This is a genomic window from Anaerostipes faecalis (assembly GCF_018982945.1).
Taxonomy (GTDB): domain Bacteria; phylum Bacillota; class Clostridia; order Lachnospirales; family Lachnospiraceae; genus Anaerostipes; species Anaerostipes faecalis.
In genome coordinates this window covers 376,009-393,310 of the sequence record NZ_JABRXE010000001.1, presented here as the reverse complement: position 1 = coordinate 393,310, position 17,302 = coordinate 376,009, and the positions used below count along the sequence as shown (strand labels likewise).

Below are 17,302 nucleotides of genomic sequence, written 5' to 3'. Positions count from 1 at the left end.
CCTCCGATTATAATATTTTACCATAAATGATTCATTGGCAAAAGGAATTTGACTTTCTTTTAAGAAAATTGTAGGATGAATACAAAATATGAAGAAAAGGAAGGATTACCCATGAAAAAGAACTATACAATTTTATTAGATTCGATTAACAGCGTTAAAGATTTTGCCGATATGATTGCTCGATTTGATTCTGAAATTACCCTAGCCTCAGGAAGATATATTGTTAATGCCAAATCTATTATGGGAATTTTCAGTTTGGAATTAAACGGCCCATTAAAGTTAACTATATATGGTGAAAAAGAGATTGATAAACTAGATGAAGCTATAAAACCTTTTTTATATCATGAAAAAACAAACGATAATTAAAATCAAAGTAATACTTAAATAATTTCCCCCATAAATTAGATATCTGATCTGGTTTATGGGGGATTTATTATTCCTATGCTTTTAATTGTTCTATCTTTCTCATGCTTTTTTCAGTCTGCATATGATGGCCTTTAAACACTGGATAATCGGAAGATTTAAAAATGCAAGACCATATACCATCAATAATTGCCAGATTCCCAATGTCTGTACTTTAAACATAGCATGCAATCCTGGCACCATAACAACTGTTGTAATCAATATTGTCCCGACTAAAAATGCTCCTGCAAGATATTTATTATTTAAAAATCTTTTTGTAAAAATAACCGGTGAATCTGATTTGCTGTTATAACCATGTACAAGGCGTGACATACACAATGTGGCAAACGCCATTGTCCGTGCAAGCAATGGATTCCCTATTCTTAATCCAATCATATATGCAATCATTGTCATAACAGATATTACAAAGCCTTCCATACCGATTCTTAATAGAAAATCTTTTGTAAGAATAGATTCATTCATCGGTCGCGGTTTTTGTTCCATTACCTTATCGGTATGAGGTTCCAGTCCAAGAGCAATTGCAGGAAGACTATCCGTCAGCAAATTGATAAACAGCAGATGTACTGCTGAAAATGGAACCGGCAAAGCCAGAACAGATGCATACAACACCACAAGAATCCCTCCAAAATTTCCAGATAGCAGAAACTGGATTGAATGTTTTATATTTTCATATACATTCCTTCCATTTTCCACAGCCTTAATGATGGTGGCAAAATTATCATCTGTCAAAATCATAGAAGATGCATCTTTTGATACCTCAGTTCCGGTAATCCCCATTGCCACACCGATATCAGCCTGCTTCAATGCTGGAGCATCATTAACTCCATCCCCCGTCATTGCAACAATATTCCCTTTTTCCTGCCACGCACGGACAATACGGATCTTATGTTCCGGAGATACTCTTGCGTATACAGAGATTCCTTCTACAAAATCCTGCAACTCTTCATCTGATAAAGCATCGATTTCCATTCCCTCACAGGCTTCTTTTTCATCTTTCAGAATACCAATTCGTTTAGCAATGGCTGCGGCAGTTACCTTATGATCACCTGTAATCATGACAGGTTTCATTCCTGCCCTGATACATTCAGCCACTGCCATTTTGGATTCTTTTCTTGGAGGATCCATCATGGAGATGAGACCTAGGAATATATAATCAGTTTCATCTTCATCAGTAATTTCTTCTATGCTATCCATTTTCTTATAAGCAAAAGCCAATACCCTTAATCCTTTTTTTGAAAATTCCTGATTTTGTCTCTGAATTTCTTTTTTATCTTCTTCTGTAATCGGACAGACATTTCCTTTAATCTGTATCTGCGTAAGACGATCTAAAAGTACATCCACTGCACCTTTCGTAATCATAATTCGTCCCTGATTCAGATTATGAAGAGTTGACATTAATTTTCGATCACTATCAAAAGGAACTTCTGAAATTCTCGGGTATTTCCCCCTGATTTTCTCTGCATTTGTTCCAAGTCTATTTCCAAGACTGATCAAAGCTGTCTCTGTAGGATCTCCGATTTCCTTTTCATCTATAACTGTTGCATCAGAACATAAAATACTTGCATTCAGCAACTGTTGTATTAATGGATTTTCTTTTGTCAGAACATCCGCAGAATAACACTTTTTCTCTACATAATAGTGTTCCACAGTCATTTTATTCTGTGTTAACGTTCCTGTTTTATCAGAACATATAACAGATACACTTCCAAGACCTTCAACCGCCTGCAGCTTTCTTATAATTGCTCCTTCTTTTGCCATTTTTCTTGTTCCAAATGACAAAACAATAGTAACTATAGAACTTAATGCCTCAGGAATTGCGGCAACAGCCAAAGCTACTGCAAACATAAATGCATCACCCATTGGTTTCCCCTGCCATACATTGATTCCAAATAAAAGAGCACAGAAAGCCATGATAAAAATTGATAATTTTTGTCCGAACTGATCCAGATTCACCTGCAACGGAGTTCTTTTTTCTGATGTATTTTTTAATAAAGCCGCAATCTTCCCGACTTCTGTTTCCATTCCGGTTGCTGTCACCAGGAAAGAACCTCTCCCATATGTTACAAAGCTTCCAGAAAACAGCATATTCTTCTGATCTCCTAATGCTACTGTTTCATCTAAAACCAAATCTTCTTTATCAACAGCAACACTTTCTCCAGTCAATGCGCTTTCATCTACTTTCAGACTTGCACTAGTAAGAATACGTCCATCAGCCGGTATCTGATCTCCTGCCTCAAGGACGATTTCATCTCCAACTGTAACATCTCTGGATGGAATTTTTACAATCTGACCGTTACGCAAAACTTTTGCACTTGGAGATGATAATTTTTTTAACCCTGCAAGAGACTGTTCTGCCTTAAGAGTTTGAACGGTCCCTAAAATCGCATTCACTGTAATAACAATCAAAATAACCAATGCACTTTCAATATCACCTAAAAAGCCGGAAATCACCGCAGCAACTATCAGGATAACTACAAGAAAATCTTTGTATTGTTCCAGAAAGATCTGAAATGTGCTTTTCTTTTTTCCTTCCACCAGTTCATTTTTCCCATATTGCTCCTGATGTGCTTTAACTTGTTCATCTGTCAACGGTTTTAGAGAACCATTGAGCTGTTTTCGGACTTCTGTTTTCGTCTGTTGATAGAACTCTTTCATAAACACTTCTCCTTCTTTCTATATTGTTATTTTTTATTGAACGGTTATCGGTATTTATTACATAGGAAATTCAAAAGAATTTCCTATGTAATAAAAAAAGACCTTTATTGCATCTAAATAAATGCAATAAAAGTCTCGCTGTTTCATTACGATACGGGCAAAAATTCTGCCGAGTTTGACGACACCGCAAACGCCTGCTGCGCCAGCTACTCCCTTTTATTTGAAAATATAATAATCAAATATTTTTCATATGTCAATCATTTTTTCAAAATAATTGACATACAAGTGAGCGTGCGGGGATTCGAACCCCGGACAACTTGATTAAAAGTCAAGTGCTCTACCACCTGAGCTACACACCCTTAAAACTGGGCTAGCTGGATTCGAACCAGCGAATGCAGCAGTCAAAGTGCTGTGCCTTACCGCTTGGCGATAGCCCATTATTATTTTATAAAAAAAAGGTGGGTAATGGGATTCGAACCCACGGCCTCCAGAGCCACAATCTGGCGCGCTAACCAGCTGCGCTATACCCACCGTAATACTTCTTCATTTCTTTCTAAAAAAAGAAAAACGAGCCTGAAGGGATTCGAACCCCCGACCCACGGCTTAGAAGGCCGTTGCTCTATCCAGCTGAGCTACAGACTCAAAAAAAGCGGGTGATGGGAATCGAACCCACGTGATCAGCTTGGAAGGCTGGAGTTCTACCATTGAACTACACCCGCATAATCGGGGTGACAGGATTCGAACCTGCGACCTCTTGATCCCAAATCAAGCGCTCTAGCCAAGCTGAGCCACACCCCGTTGGTATATTTAAGTGTTAACTATTCTTCACTCACAACAAAATTAATTATACGCTAGTTCGAATCATTTGTCAACACTTTTTTTATTTTTTTAATGCGGATAACAGGAGTTGAACCTGCACGTCCTAAGACACTAGAACCTAAATCTAGCGCGTCTGCCAATTCCGCCATATCCGCACATTTGGATAAATCCAAAAGTGAGCGTGCGGGGATTCGAACCCCGGACAACTTGATTAAAAGTCAAGTGCTCTACCACCTGAGCTACACACCCTTAATACTGCTATAAGCATAAATATAAGGTGGGTAATGGGATTCGAACCCACGGCCTCCAGAGCCACAATCTGGCGCGCTAACCAGCTGCGCTATACCCACCATAATATCTGTTCATTTCTTTCTTAAAAAGAAAAACGAGCCTGAAGGGATTCGAACCCCCGACCCACGGCTTAGAAGGCCGTTGCTCTATCCAGCTGAGCTACAGACTCAAAAAGCGGGTGATGGGAATCGAACCCACGTGATCAGCTTGGAAGGCTGGAGTTCTACCATTGAACTACACCCGCATAATCGGGGTGACAGGATTCGAACCTGCGACCTCTTGATCCCAAATCAAGCGCTCTAGCCAAGCTGAGCCACACCCCGGAATTACACTGAGATTTTCTCTCGTTTAACTGTTTTCCTCAACAGCAAGATTTATTATACAGAAGGTCTCTGCAAATGTCAACATTTTTTTTAATTTTTTTATAACTTATAAAAAATGTCGATTTTATGCGGTTTTAACTGCTTTCCTGTCAAAAAAATATAATAGAGCATCTGATTTTTCAGATGCTCTATTGTCAGACTTTTTTATTCTACTTCGTCAATGTCATCTTCCGTTACATCAAGTTCTTCATCATCGAAGAAATCTTCATCAAAATCATCATCGAAATCTTCATCAAAATCATCCATATAATCAGGTGTCAGATATTTATAAACTGCATATGCAATTCCTGCTACGGCTGCAATTGCACCGATAATAGCAAGAGCCCACACAATCTTATTTTCTTCTTTCTCCTTCTTGCCGATCATATCGGATACCTTGGCAACACTTAATAATTCCTCTAAATTTTTCATGTCATTCACCCTTTCTTATGTGTTTTTTTTATTATATCACTTATTCTGTTTCATTACTAACTTTTTTAATGATTTTCATCCACTTTTTTCAATTTTGCAAAAGAGGCAAACATTTTCTTTACTCCACATTTTTCAAAATCTACTGTTACTTCAAAATCACGACCTCCAGAAACAATTTCCGTCACTTTTCCACATCCAAATTTCATGTGCTTAACATAGTCTCCCACATTGTAAGATAGAGATTCTATCTGTGTAGAAGAAAAGGATTTTGCCTGATAGGGCTTTCTAAATTTTTGATTCCTGTTAGAAGAAAACAAAGCTTTTTCCAGACGCTTATCTTTCAAATTAATTCCTTGATCCAGTTTCAAGAGCTCTTTTGGTATCTCATCTACAAAACGAGACACCTTATTAAATTGTGTTCTTCCCTGCATCATTCTTCTCTGTGCGGCACTCAAAAACAATTTATCCTTGGCACGGGTAATACCTACATAACATAAACGACGTTCTTCCTCCATCTCTTCCTCATCTTCCGACATGATCGTCATATATCCTGGAAAAATACCGTCTTCCATACCACAAATAAATACATAAGGAAATTCAAGTCCTTTTGCACTATGTAATGTCATCAGTACCACTCTATTATCTGATTCTTCCAGATTATCAATATCAGCTACAAGGGCTATTTCCTCCAAAAGTCCAGAAAGATCCGATTCTTCAGCTTCTTTTTCATAAGTTACGATTTTATTTAGAAGTTCATTGATATTTTCAATTCTTCCTTCTGCTTCCTCTGTTCCTTCTGCTTTCAATCCTTCTACATAACCTGTCTGCTCAATTATATAATGAAACAATTCCTCCAGAGAACTTTCCTGCTGTTTTCTCCTGAAATCACTTATTAAATCTGCAAAAGTCTGTATCTTCTTTTTAGCATTTCCTAAAGTGGTAATGTCCGCCGCAGAAAAACAGGCATCCAAAAATCCCATATTATGTTCCATAGCATATGTCTGAATTTTATCAATGGATGCGGCCCCAATTCCTCTACGCGGAACATTTATGATTCGTTTTGCTGCCAGGTCATCCATACCATTGTCAACTGCTTTCAGATAACAAATCATATCTTTTATTTCTTTTCTCTGATAGAAATTAGTTCCTCCAACAATTCTATAAGGAATATTTTTCAGCATAAAACGCTCTTCAAATACACGGGACTGAGCATTGGTCCTGTATAATACAGCCATATTTTTAAATTCATAACCATCATTGGATAATTCTTCTATTTTATTTACAATCTGCCCTGCTTCTTCATATTCTGTCCCATACTGATGAAATTCAATTAAATCTCCTTCTTCATTCTCTGTCCATAGTTTTTTTTCTTTTCTTCCCTCATTGTTGGCAATTACCTCATTGGCAGCATTCAGGATATTTTTTGTAGACCTGTAATTTTGTTCAAGCTTTATTGTAACTGCATCAGGAAATACATTCTCAAAATTCAGAATATTCTTAACATTGGCACCGCGAAATTTATAAATTGACTGATCATCATCACCTACAACACAAAGATTACGATATTTCCTTGCCAGCATGCTTATCAGCTGAAACTGAATAGTATTGGTATCCTGATACTCGTCCACCATTATATAACGAAATCTTTCCTGATAATAATCTAAAATTTCCGGATGAAACTGAAACAGTTCAACAGTTTTAAACAGCAAATCATCAAAATCCAATGCATTATTAGATTTTAACTGTTTTTGATACTCTTTGTATATTTCCGCAATCTTTTTCTTTTTAAAATCAAACTGATATTTCATTTCATATTCAGAAGGTGTAATAAACTCATCTTTTGCAGAAGAAATTGCATTCATGATCCGTCTTTCCGGCATCAGTTTAGTATCCACTTTAAAACGTTTGCAAATATCTTTAATTAAAGATTTCTGATCATCAGCATCATAAATCGTAAAGCTATTTCCATAACCAAGTTTATCAATATGGCGTCTTAAGATTCTGACACAGGTGGAATGAAATGTACTGACCCAGATATGTTCAGCTCCATATCCAACCAGATTATCCACTCGTTCTCTCATTTCTCTTGCTGCTTTATTAGTAAATGTTATCGCCATTATATGATACGGGTTTACTCCCTGCTCAATTAAATAAGCAATTCTGTGAGTGAGTACTCTTGTTTTACCGGAGCCCGCTCCTGCCAGTAACAATAACGGTCCTTCCGTACAAAAAACAGCCTCTCTCTGCTGTTCATTTAATGTATCATAATTCCCCATAATTTTATCCCTTTCTAAATTCTAATTGGAATGATTTTTAGTATATCATATCCGTAGTCAAAATGCATCGAGCTCTTGTCAGATAGTTTAAATAACCGTATAATGTAATTACGAAATAAGGAGAAGACTATGGAATTCGAAAACAAATTAGAAAAATGGATGAAACTTGATTATGTACTGCCCGAAGATATTCCTAATATTGATCTTTACATGGATCAGGTTACAACTTTTCTTGAGGAACAGCTTTTAAATACAAAGCGATTTGATACAGATAAAATTTTTACAAAAACAATGATAAACAATTATTCAAAGAATCAGCTTTTACCACCTTCTTACAAAAAGAAGTACTCTAAAAACCATATAATTCTTTTGATTTATATTTATTATCTCAAAAATTTTCTGTCAATATCTGATATTAAATCCATTTTAGATCCCCTCACAGAACATTTTTATGACAGCAAGGACAAGAATGCATTTTATAAAATTTATGAGGAATTATATAGCATAGAACACGATCATACCACGGCCATAAAGCAATCTATTTTAGATACTGCCCAAAAAGCCCAGGAAACATTTTCCGGTATTTCTGAGGACTCTGAAAAAAAATTTTTACAACAGTTTTCTTTTATCGCTTTACTGGGATATGATATTTATCTTCGAAAGCAAGTCATTGAAAAAATGATTGATGAACTGTATCAGCCCGAGGAAAACAGAAAAAAAGGTGAAAAAAAGAAGAAATAGGAAAATCCTATTTCTTCATTTTTTTAAATACCATATCGTAGCCGTCACTTCCATAATTCAGTGAACGATTTACCCTGCTGATAGTTGCTGTAGAGGCACCTGTCTTCTCTGCAACTTCCAGATAAGTATGCTTGTCCCTCAGCATAGATGCAACTTCAAATCTCTGGGCCAACGATTCTAATTCATTTACTGTGCATAAATCCTCAAAAAATGTAAAACATTCTTCTTCTGTCTCCAACGTTAAAACAGCCTGAAACAATCTTTTCACAGCCTCTGTCTTAATCTTCTTACTCATTGGCTTTTACTTCCTTTCTATGCTTCTATTCCAAATATACAGCATCAGCACGCTAAAGTAAAGAAGTATTTTATCCCTTTATATTTTTTAATCTCGTAAAATAACTTTTAGTTTCCGATACCACATCTCCATTTAGAGCCAGCAAGGCAATCAGGTTCGGAAATGCCATCAATCCATTACAAATATCTGCAATTGTCCAGACTGCTTCCAGAGTCATAAATGGTCCAATAAATACAGCCAGAATATACAACCACTTGAATACTGTTACAAAAATTTGTTTTCCATTGGTCAAATATTCCAGACAACGTTCACTATAATAGTCCCATCCAAGAATAGTCGTAAATGCAAAAAATACCAGACACATCATCAGTAAGAAGGTTGATACTCTTTCAGGAAACGGAAGTCCCAAGGAAAAAGCTCTGGTAGTTACATCAACACCATCCAGACCAACATTCCAGCTTCCGGTAATCACAATCGTCAAACCTGTCATTGTACATACAACAATTGTGTCAATAAACGTTCCTGTCATTGATACCAATCCCTGACGCACAGGTTCATTGGTCTGAGCTGCAGCAGCTGCAATCGGTGCAGAACCAAGCCCTGCTTCATTTGAGAAAATCCCGCGTGCAATTCCCTTCTGCATTGCAACCATCATAGCTCCCATTGCTCCTCCAACTGCTGCCCTTAATCCGAATGCAGACTGAACAATTTCCACAAAAGCTCCCGGAACCTGAGGAAGATGTGTTACAACGACCAAAAGACATATTGTAATATATGTAACTGCCATAAACGGCACAATAACTTCAGATACTTTGGAAATACGCTTAATTCCACCAATAACAACCATTCCTACACAAACAGTTAGAATAATTCCTGCAATGATGATGCTCCATGAATAATCCATTCCAAACAGTTTCACTGTATGTACATTATTGGGATCAAAGAAATTTCGCACAGCAGTAGTAATCCCATTCACCTGTGTAAATGTACCAATTCCAAATAAACCAACCATGGTACCGAAGATACAGAATAGTTTTGCCAGCCACTTCCAGTTTTTTCCCATTCCTTTTTCAATGTAGTAAAATGGTCCGCCTAAAGCATGTCCATCTTCATCAATTTCACGATATTTTACAGCAAGCATTCCTTCCGCATATTTTGTAGCCATTCCAAAAAAAGCAGCCAGCCACATCCAGAATAAAGCTCCTGGACCTCCTGCTACAATTGCAGTAGCACATCCTACGATATTTCCAGTTCCAATGGTTGCAGAAAGTGCTGTACATAATGCTCCAAAACTGCTTACTTCTCCCTTTCCATCTTCTTCATTGTGAAAAATATAATGCAATGCTTTTCCAAGATGTTTCACTTGAAGGCCTCTCAAACGCAGCGTTAGAAAAATTCCCGTTGCCAAAATTAATATAATCAGGGGCAGCCCCCAAACAAGGTTGTCAATGCTCACCAGAGCATCATTTAATGTTTTAAACATTGTTTTTCCTCCCAAAAATTAAAATTTATCATACGAATATATTTCTGATAACTTCTTTTACGCATAAAATAACTTTCAAGTCTTCCCGGTTGCCGCAACGCAAAAAAAGAGCTGATAAAACATCAGCCCCTAAAGAGTATCTACACATTACATTGCTTATAAAGCTCTGTCCTTTTGCCTGAGAGATTGGCTGTTCTTTCTTATAGCCGTACACCTTCGGCGCTCACTTATGAGACTCTCCAGAGATTTTGTTTTCATTTTTCTGAAAACCATGTTCATCATTTTTAATCCGCAATGTATACTTTATCGAAAATATACTGTTTTTGCAAGTATTTTTTGTTTTTTTCAACGATTTTTATTCTAATATGTACATATTGTTTAAATACATCCAATTTGCACGAAAAGGACGCATCAGATTCCAGTATCCTGCTCCCAAAAAACCATAAGATGTAATCAGCTGAATTTTTGCTTCAATACTCCTTACATCTTCAAACCATACTTCATGTTCTATATTATCTGCCTTGTAATGGAAATATGGAGATTTTGCTATTTCATCAAATTCTATGACTGCCTCATACTCCAGTGCACGTTCTACTGCCTGAACATTTCCTATGGTCTCTGCTTTTGTAATACCTGATTCATATGGCAATGGCCAGTCATATCCATAATTTGGAATCCCCATTAAAATTTTTTCTTCTGGTATTTCTGTTACTGCATAATCCAAAACCTGACGAACTTTGTTTAATGGTGCCACAGCCATAGGCGGCCCATATGTATATCCCCACTCGTAAGTCATTAAAAATACAGTATTTGCAGCCTCTCCTAAAGCCTTATAATCTACTCCCTCATATAGCAATCCCGGCTGGTTTTTCGAAATCTTCGGTGCCAGTGCCACTGATACCTGATATCCCTTTGCTGACATAACTTCCCTTAAATTTCTCACAAAAGCAGCATAACCATCTCGGTTTTCTGCCAGAATATACTCAAAATCTATATCTACACCTCTATATTTTTTACTTTCCACTTCTAAAAGAAGATTTTCAATCAAACGTTCCTGCATGGGAAGATCTTCTACTACTGCCTTTACTAGTTGATTACTAAAAGTTCCATTTTCAGAGAAAGGTGTCAAAACCAAAATCGGGTCTACACCCATTTTAATTGCCTTCTGAATCAAACGTTCTTCTCCATGAGGAGGTATAAGATCCCCCATTCTTGTAAATCCATATGAAAAAATCAACAGCTTTCCCACATATAAAAGAACTTCATTTAATATTTCTTCTAAGATAAACGGATATGCATATCCCATAATCTGTAAAATTTCTTTCTTCGATTCCTCATAAGATATAACCAGTACATCTCCTGGATGCAGTGAATCCTGCAATATCCATAGATTATTTCTTAAAATTTGTTTTATTGAAATTCCATACTTCTGGCTGATAGAAAACAAAGAATCCCCAGCAGAAACTTCATATACAATTTCCGGAATTAAAATTAACAGCGCCTGCCCAATAACCAGTTTTTCATTCCTCAATTGATTGTTGAAAATAATACTTTGAGAAGATACTCCATATCTATATGCAATAGATTCTATCGTTTCTCCTGCTTCTGTTACATGTATCATGGAAACATCCTTTTTCTTTCATTCTATAAATATTTTTTAACAACTATACTTACGAAATTCAGATTTTATATATTTTTCAAAAAAAAATTTCACAACATATTTTTATCAAATTATTATCACATTTTTTTCACATTTTATGGTTAAACTATGACTATAGCAAGTAGCTAATATACATTGCTAACTTTGCTAAAACTTTTTTTCATACTTTTTCATAATGCCGGAAGTTAATTCTTCCGGCTCCTCTTTTTTTCTCCGTTAAACACAATTAATAATCTCTTCTATATCCACTCAATAGCTTTTCACATTTTACTCTATTTCTTCATATACTATACCAACGTATATTTTAAGGAGCATTTATGAGATTTCGAAAAATCTTCGCATTACTGCTTTCAGTCTCCATAGTCTGTATCTTTTCTACCGGCTGTGATCCAAAGGATAAAAAAACTGACAAACTGACAAAAGTCACCTTAAACGAAGTTACACACTCTATTTTTTATGCCCCTCAATATGTTGCAATTGAAAAAGGGTATTTTAAAGAAGAAGGAATAGATCTAAAAGTTGATACAGGTTTTGGTGCAGATAAAACAATGACCGCCGTTATTTCTGATAATGCAGATATTGGTTTTATGGGACCGGAAGCTGCTATATATCAATATAATGAAGGTAATAAAGACTATGCTGTCTGTTTTGCTCAGTTAACCCAGCGTGCCGGCAATTTTCTCGTATCCAGAAAAAAAATCAAAGATTTTCACTGGACAGATTTAAAAGGAAAAAATTTAATTGGCGGTAGAAAAGGCGGTATGCCACAGATGATTCTTGAATATATTTTAAAACAAAATGGGTTAAATCCAGAAAAAGATGTAAATCTAATTCAAAATATTGATTTTGCCAATACCTCTGGGGCATTTGCAGGAGGTACTGGTGATTTTACTGTAGAATTTGAACCTAATGCAACAGCTCTTGAAAAACAAGGTGCCGGATATGTAGTTTCTTCCCTTGGGGTAGAAAGCGGATTTGTACCATATACAGCCTACTGTGCAAAAAAAAGCTACCTGAAAAAAAATCCGAATATCATTCAGGGTTTTACCAATGCCATCGCAAAAGGCCAATCCTATGTCGAAAAACATTCTCCAGAAGATATTGCAGAAGTCATCGGCAATCAATTTCCTGATGTATCCAAGAACGACCTGACAAAGATCATAAAGCGCTATAAAGAACAGGACACTTATAAAACAACTCCAGATTTTTCCAAAGATGGTTTTAACCTGCTCCAGGATATTTTAAAAGATGCCGGTGAGTTAAAAGAAAATGTTCCATTTGATAAACTTATTGATCAATCTTTTGCAAAAAAAGCATCTTACTGATCATTTTAAATGATAAAAGCCGGAAGTCTCAACAACTTCCGGCAACATTTTAACGTTTCACTTATGTTGTCCGGGATATCGTCTCTGCTCCTACACAAGACAATATCCTCTAAACAAACATCCTTGTACCATATTGATTTATGACATATCGTACCGTGGCATCTATACTTTCTAATTCCCCTTTGATGAATTATCCTCCCCTGACGCACATTTATATTATACTTCACTTTATCTATAAAATCTTTTCCAGTTTTGTCATTTTTTTGTCTAATTTTGCATATATTGACTCTCATTGCAAATTTAGAATAAATGTGACTCGAACCACTGCAGATACTTTTCACGTACTTCTTTCTGATATCTGCGGCTGACTGGAATTTTAGTACCATCCTTTACAAGAATCTCTTCTCTCTGGAATCTTATGATATGACACATTCCAACCATAAAACTTGCATGACATCGAACAATCTTCGACTCATCTAGAATTTCTTCCAGTTCCACTATCTTCATTTTTGTCTGAATAACCTTCTTCTCTGTAAAAATATATGTTATTCTGTTCTTTCGTTCTGCATATAAAATATCTTTTAATCGCACAATTTCAAATCCACTGTTCTTTATTGGAATCTGAACTTTTTCATTATATTCCTGATTTAAATGCAGCCATTTCTGGTAGATTTCCGGAAGACGTTGCTTTAATTCATATTTCATTACATAATATATATGATCCGTAGTATATACTTCTGTGGCATATTCCAGATAATTCGTCATATAAACCACAGAACATTGCGGTATAGATTGATTAATGTACTTTACAGTTTCAATACCCGTCAGACCATTCATTTCAATATCAATAAATAACATATCAGGATATATTTTCCCATTCTGGCAATCTTCAACAAGACTTTGTCCACTCCTATATTGTGTAATCTCTATATCTTTTTTTATTTCATCAAAAAATTCCCGAATAAGCCTTGCGGCATCCTCCAGTTCTTTTTTATTATCATCGCATATGACAATTCTTTGGACCACTGATATAACCCTCACTTTATTACTTTAACTCATAGAATCAAAATCTATGTTAATGATAACATATTTTTACTATATTTTCAGTACAAAAAAAAGAAGTATTCTACATTTTCATGCAAAATACTTCTTTTTCTAATTATTTATCTCTATAATCCTCTGATTTCTGCTCCCTCTAAACTGCAGGGAAATATCTTTTTCTTCTTCAATAAACTGTCCATCTACAAGTATATCAATATATGATAGCATTTCTTTAGTATTTTCTGTATATTTTTTTCCACCTTCCTGCAGATCAGAATCAAATATGTATCCTGTATAACACCATACAGTTTTATCTGGATAAAAGGTCTTAATCTTCTTTAACAACTTACACAAAACTTCCTGATTTTCTTCCTCAAATGGTTCCCCTCCCAAAAGAGAAAAACCTTCAATATAATCGGGTCTCAGCATTTTAATAATCTGATCTTCCGTCTCTTGTGTGTAAAGCTGTCCATATTGAAAATCCCAGGTTTCCCTATTAAAACATCCAGGGCAGCAATTTCGACAGCCTGATACAAAAAGGCTGACCCTAACTCCTGGTCCATTGGCAATATCACACTTTTTTATATTCCCATAATACATATTATCACCTTTTATAAATGAAGAACTCTATCTTTTATTTCCTGTGTACGACCCTGATTCCAGAATTGAGTTCCTATATAACCACATGTCCGCCGTGCAACAAACATATGATCCTGATCAGTATTTCCACAGTTTGGACATTTCCAAATTAATTTCCCGGATTCATCTTTCTCTATCTTAATTTCTCCATCATAACCGCATACTTCACAATAATCGCTTTTAGTATTTAATTCCGCATACATAATATTATCATAAATAAACTGCATGACAGTCAATACTGCCTGGATATTATTCTGCATATTAGGGACTTCAATATAACTGATAGCTCCTCCCGGAGATAATTTCTGGAATTCTGATTCAAATTCCAATTTGGTAAATGCATCGATTTCCTCCGTTACATGAACATGATAACTATTTGTAATATAATTTTTATCTGTAACTCCTTCAATAATTCCAAATCGTTTCTGAAGACACTTGGCAAATTTATATGTGGTAGATTCCATTGGAGTTCCATATACAGAATAACTGATATTTTCTGCTTCTTTCCATTCTTTACATTTATCATTAAGTTTTTGCATTACCTTTAATGCAAATTCTTTTCCAGCAGGATCAGTGTGTGATTTACCCGTCATTCTGACGCACATTTCATAAAGACCCGCGTATCCAAGAGAAATAGTTGAGTATCCATTGTATAACAATTTGTCAATTTTTTCTCCTTTTTTCAAACGTGCAAGTGCTCCATGCTGCCATAAAATCGGTGCAACATCTGAAACAGTTCCTAACAGCCTTTCATGGCGACATCTTAAAGCACGATGGCATAATTCCAGACGTTCTTCTAGAATTTCCCAGAATCTACTCATATCTCCATAAGAAGAACATGCCACATCAACAAGATTGATCGTAACAACCCCCTGATTAAAACGTCCATAATATTTATGACTTCCATCAGGATTTCTCTGTGAATCTTCCACTGTAAGGAAAGAACGGCATCCCATACAGGTATACACATCTCCCTGTTTTAACTGCCGCATTACTTTTGCTGATATATAATCCGGAACCATACGTTTTGCTGTACATTTGGCTGCCAGCTCTGTTAAATACCAGTATTTTGAATCCGGTGTAATATTATCATCATCCAATGCATAAATCAGCTTTGGAAAGGCAGGTGTAATCCATACACCTTTTTCATTTTTTACTCCCTGGATTCTCTGTTTCAGCACTTCTTCAATAACAAGTGCAAGATCGTCTCTTATCTGTCCTTCCGGCACTTCATCCAGATACATAAAAACAGTAACAAATGGTGCCTGTCCATTACATGTCATCAATGTAACAAGCTGATACTGAATAGTTTGAATTCCCTGTTTGACTTCATCATAAAGACGCATCTCAGTAATCTTATCAATAATCGTTTCATCCATGCTTTCACCAGATGCTTTTCTTTCTCGAATAACATTTTGACGAAGTTTCTTACGACTAATATCTACAAATGGGGCAAGATGAGCAAGTGTAAATGACTGTCCTCCATATTGGTTACTTGCAACCTGAGCAACGATCTGTGTAGTCACATTACATGCTGTAAAAAATGAATGGGGTTTTTCAATCATAGTTTCACTAATAACTGTCCCATTCTGGAGCATATCTTCCAAATTGATCAAATCGCAATTATGTTCTTTCTGAGCAAAGTAATCAGAATCATGAAAATGGATGATACCTTCTTCATGAGCTTTGACGATTTCATCTGGAAGCAGAACACGTTTGGATAAATCCTTACTGACTTCTCCAGCCATATAATCTCTCTGCGTTGAATTGATTACTGGATTCTTATTAGAATTTTCCTGATTAACCTCTTCGTTTATGTTCTCCAGCAATGACAAAATTCCATCATCTGTTGTATTTGATTTTCTGGAGATTTCTCTCTTATAACGGTATCTCACATATTTCTGTGCTACCTCATAACCTCTCATCTCCATGATTCCTGTTTCAACCATATTCTGGATATCTTCCACGTTAACCGCGTGGGAAGATGTTTTTACCTGCTGTGCAACATTATCTGCAATGGCAACAATCTGATATTTATTCATTTGATGAATCTTTGGCACTTCTTTATTTGCTTTGCCTATGGCATTACTGATTTTCTCAATATTAAACTCTACCTCTTCTCCATTTCGTTTGATTATCTTCGTTTTTACTTCAGAATTCATATTTTCCACCTCATATATTTTATACCAAATATTGTTATTAGTTCATTCTTCAGACACAACATATTGTGCTGCATCCCTATCATACACCGTTTTATGAAAAAAAGAAAGGAAATCTTTCATCTTTTTATAATTCTTTATAACACTCCTAAATGCTCCAAAAGAATCTTCATACCTAAAAGTATCAGAATTACTCCTCCTGCCAGTTCTGCTTTAGATTTATATTTTGTCCCAAATAGATTCCCGATTTTTACTCCTGCTGCAGATATAACAAATGTGCTGATTCCAATCGTAGAAGCTGCTTCAACAATATTTACCTTTAAAAAAGCAAACGTGATTCCAACAGCTAAAGCATCAATGCTGGTGGCAACTGCTAAAAGAAACATTTCCTTAACAGCCAGCGAATCATCTGCTTCTTCATCTTCAGATTCTGCTTCTTTTATCATATTCATTCCGATCATTCCCAGAAGGATAAAAGCAATCCAGTGATCTACCCTTGTAATCTGCTCTTTGAACTGTGTCCCTAATAAGTATCCTAAAACGGGCATTCCGGCCTGAAAAACTCCAAACCACAATCCTACCACAGAAGCTTTTTCAATAGTTGCCCTTTTCATAGCAAGTCCTTTACAAATCGATACTGCAAAAGCATCCATTGCCAGTCCTACTGATAAAATCAACAGTGTCAAAAAATCCATGTTTTT

The 17,302-nt window shown here is 35.9% G+C and carries 13 protein-coding genes, 12 tRNA genes and 1 riboswitch; of the genes, 3 read left to right on the top strand and 22 right to left on the bottom strand.

Annotation, left to right across the window (positions count from 1 at the left end):
- Window positions 1-111: 111 nt before the first annotated feature.
- Window positions 112-366, top strand: a complete 255-nt coding sequence (locus tag KTB61_RS01880) for an HPr family phosphocarrier protein (protein ID WP_075760510.1) — start codon at window positions 112-114, stop codon at window positions 364-366.
- A gap of 99 nt (window positions 367-465) precedes the next feature.
- On the opposite strand, the gene KTB61_RS01875 is transcribed toward KTB61_RS01880, so the two are convergent.
- From KTB61_RS01875 to pcrA, 15 genes are all read right to left on the bottom strand, one after another.
- Window positions 466-3,078, bottom strand: a complete 2,613-nt coding sequence (locus KTB61_RS01875) for a cation-translocating P-type ATPase (protein ID WP_216696677.1) — start codon at window positions 3,076-3,078, stop codon at window positions 466-468.
- A gap of 286 nt (window positions 3,079-3,364) precedes the next feature.
- A tRNA-Lys gene (locus KTB61_RS01870) sits at window positions 3,365-3,437 on the bottom strand.
- A gap of 6 nt (window positions 3,438-3,443) precedes the next feature.
- Window positions 3,444-3,515, bottom strand: a tRNA-Gln gene (locus KTB61_RS01865).
- Window positions 3,516-3,535: 20 nt separating this feature from the next.
- A tRNA-His gene (locus tag KTB61_RS01860) sits at window positions 3,536-3,609 on the bottom strand.
- Between the two features lie 37 nt (window positions 3,610-3,646).
- Window positions 3,647-3,720, bottom strand: a tRNA-Arg gene (locus KTB61_RS01855).
- 6 nt (window positions 3,721-3,726) lie between these two features.
- Window positions 3,727-3,797: transfer RNA gene (locus KTB61_RS01850), tRNA-Gly, on the bottom strand.
- Between the two features lie 4 nt (window positions 3,798-3,801).
- Window positions 3,802-3,876: transfer RNA gene (locus KTB61_RS01845), tRNA-Pro, on the bottom strand.
- 94 nt (window positions 3,877-3,970) lie between these two features.
- A tRNA-Leu gene (locus tag KTB61_RS01840) sits at window positions 3,971-4,052 on the bottom strand.
- Window positions 4,053-4,073: 21 nt separating this feature from the next.
- Window positions 4,074-4,146: transfer RNA gene (locus tag KTB61_RS01835), tRNA-Lys, on the bottom strand.
- Window positions 4,147-4,173: 27 nt separating this feature from the next.
- Window positions 4,174-4,247 (bottom strand) — tRNA-His (locus tag KTB61_RS01830).
- A 36-nt stretch (window positions 4,248-4,283) separates the two neighbouring features.
- Window positions 4,284-4,357, bottom strand: a tRNA-Arg gene (locus KTB61_RS01825).
- 4 nt (window positions 4,358-4,361) lie between these two features.
- A tRNA-Gly gene (locus tag KTB61_RS01820) sits at window positions 4,362-4,432 on the bottom strand.
- Between the two features lie 4 nt (window positions 4,433-4,436).
- A tRNA-Pro gene (locus tag KTB61_RS01815) sits at window positions 4,437-4,511 on the bottom strand.
- 204 nt (window positions 4,512-4,715) lie between these two features.
- Window positions 4,716-4,982 (bottom strand): DUF4366 domain-containing protein, encoded by a 267-nt coding sequence (locus KTB61_RS01810; protein ID WP_075758965.1) that lies wholly within the window; start codon window positions 4,980-4,982, stop codon window positions 4,716-4,718.
- A 65-nt stretch (window positions 4,983-5,047) separates the two neighbouring features.
- Window positions 5,048-7,258, bottom strand: coding sequence for a DNA helicase PcrA (gene pcrA / locus KTB61_RS01805; protein ID WP_216696676.1), 2,211 nt, complete (start codon window positions 7,256-7,258; stop codon window positions 5,048-5,050).
- Window positions 7,259-7,387: 129 nt separating this feature from the next.
- Between pcrA and KTB61_RS01800 the strand changes: the two genes are divergently transcribed.
- Entirely contained in the window at window positions 7,388-7,999 is a 612-nt protein-coding gene (locus KTB61_RS01800) for a DUF1836 domain-containing protein (RefSeq protein WP_075758967.1), read from the top strand.
- A 7-nt stretch (window positions 8,000-8,006) separates the two neighbouring features.
- On the opposite strand, the gene KTB61_RS01795 is transcribed toward KTB61_RS01800, so the two are convergent.
- From KTB61_RS01795 to KTB61_RS01785, 3 genes are all read right to left on the bottom strand, one after another.
- Window positions 8,007-8,294, bottom strand: a complete 288-nt coding sequence (locus KTB61_RS01795) for a YerC/YecD family TrpR-related protein (RefSeq protein ID WP_075758968.1) — start codon at window positions 8,292-8,294, stop codon at window positions 8,007-8,009.
- A gap of 70 nt (window positions 8,295-8,364) precedes the next feature.
- The gene (locus KTB61_RS01790) at window positions 8,365-9,777 is read right to left on the bottom strand and encodes an alanine/glycine:cation symporter family protein (RefSeq protein WP_075758969.1); all 1,413 of its coding nucleotides are present in this window, start codon (window positions 9,775-9,777) and stop codon (window positions 8,365-8,367) included.
- 156 nt (window positions 9,778-9,933) lie between these two features.
- Window positions 9,934-10,030, bottom strand: a riboswitch (glycine riboswitch).
- Between the two features lie 102 nt (window positions 10,031-10,132).
- A complete protein-coding gene (locus KTB61_RS01785) occupies window positions 10,133-11,398 on the bottom strand; it encodes a glycosyl hydrolase family 18 protein (protein WP_216696675.1) in 1,266 nt (421 codons plus the stop codon).
- Window positions 11,399-11,754: 356 nt separating this feature from the next.
- Here KTB61_RS01785 and KTB61_RS01780 point away from each other — a divergent pair, with 356 nt between their 5' ends.
- A complete protein-coding gene (locus tag KTB61_RS01780) occupies window positions 11,755-12,762 on the top strand; it encodes an ABC transporter substrate-binding protein (RefSeq protein ID WP_216696674.1) in 1,008 nt (335 codons plus the stop codon).
- Between the two features lie 300 nt (window positions 12,763-13,062).
- Here KTB61_RS01780 and KTB61_RS13195 read toward each other — a convergent pair whose 3' ends face one another.
- The 4 genes from KTB61_RS13195 to KTB61_RS01760 form a co-directional block, all read right to left on the bottom strand.
- Complete coding sequence (locus KTB61_RS13195; protein WP_216696673.1) at window positions 13,063-13,788, bottom strand: LytR/AlgR family response regulator transcription factor; 726 nt, start codon at window positions 13,786-13,788, stop codon at window positions 13,063-13,065.
- Between the two features lie 129 nt (window positions 13,789-13,917).
- Window positions 13,918-14,403 (bottom strand): anaerobic ribonucleoside-triphosphate reductase activating protein, encoded by a 486-nt coding sequence (gene nrdG / locus KTB61_RS01770; RefSeq protein ID WP_216696672.1) that lies wholly within the window; start codon window positions 14,401-14,403, stop codon window positions 13,918-13,920.
- An 11-nt stretch (window positions 14,404-14,414) separates the two neighbouring features.
- Window positions 14,415-16,604 carry an anaerobic ribonucleoside-triphosphate reductase gene (gene nrdD, locus KTB61_RS01765; RefSeq protein ID WP_075758974.1) on the bottom strand — a complete coding sequence of 730 codons (2,190 nt, stop codon included), beginning with the start codon at window positions 16,602-16,604 and terminating at the stop codon, window positions 14,415-14,417.
- A 134-nt stretch (window positions 16,605-16,738) separates the two neighbouring features.
- Window positions 16,739-17,296, bottom strand: a complete 558-nt coding sequence (locus KTB61_RS01760; RefSeq protein ID WP_075758975.1) for a manganese efflux pump MntP — start codon at window positions 17,294-17,296, stop codon at window positions 16,739-16,741.
- Window positions 17,297-17,302 lie beyond the last annotated feature (6 nt).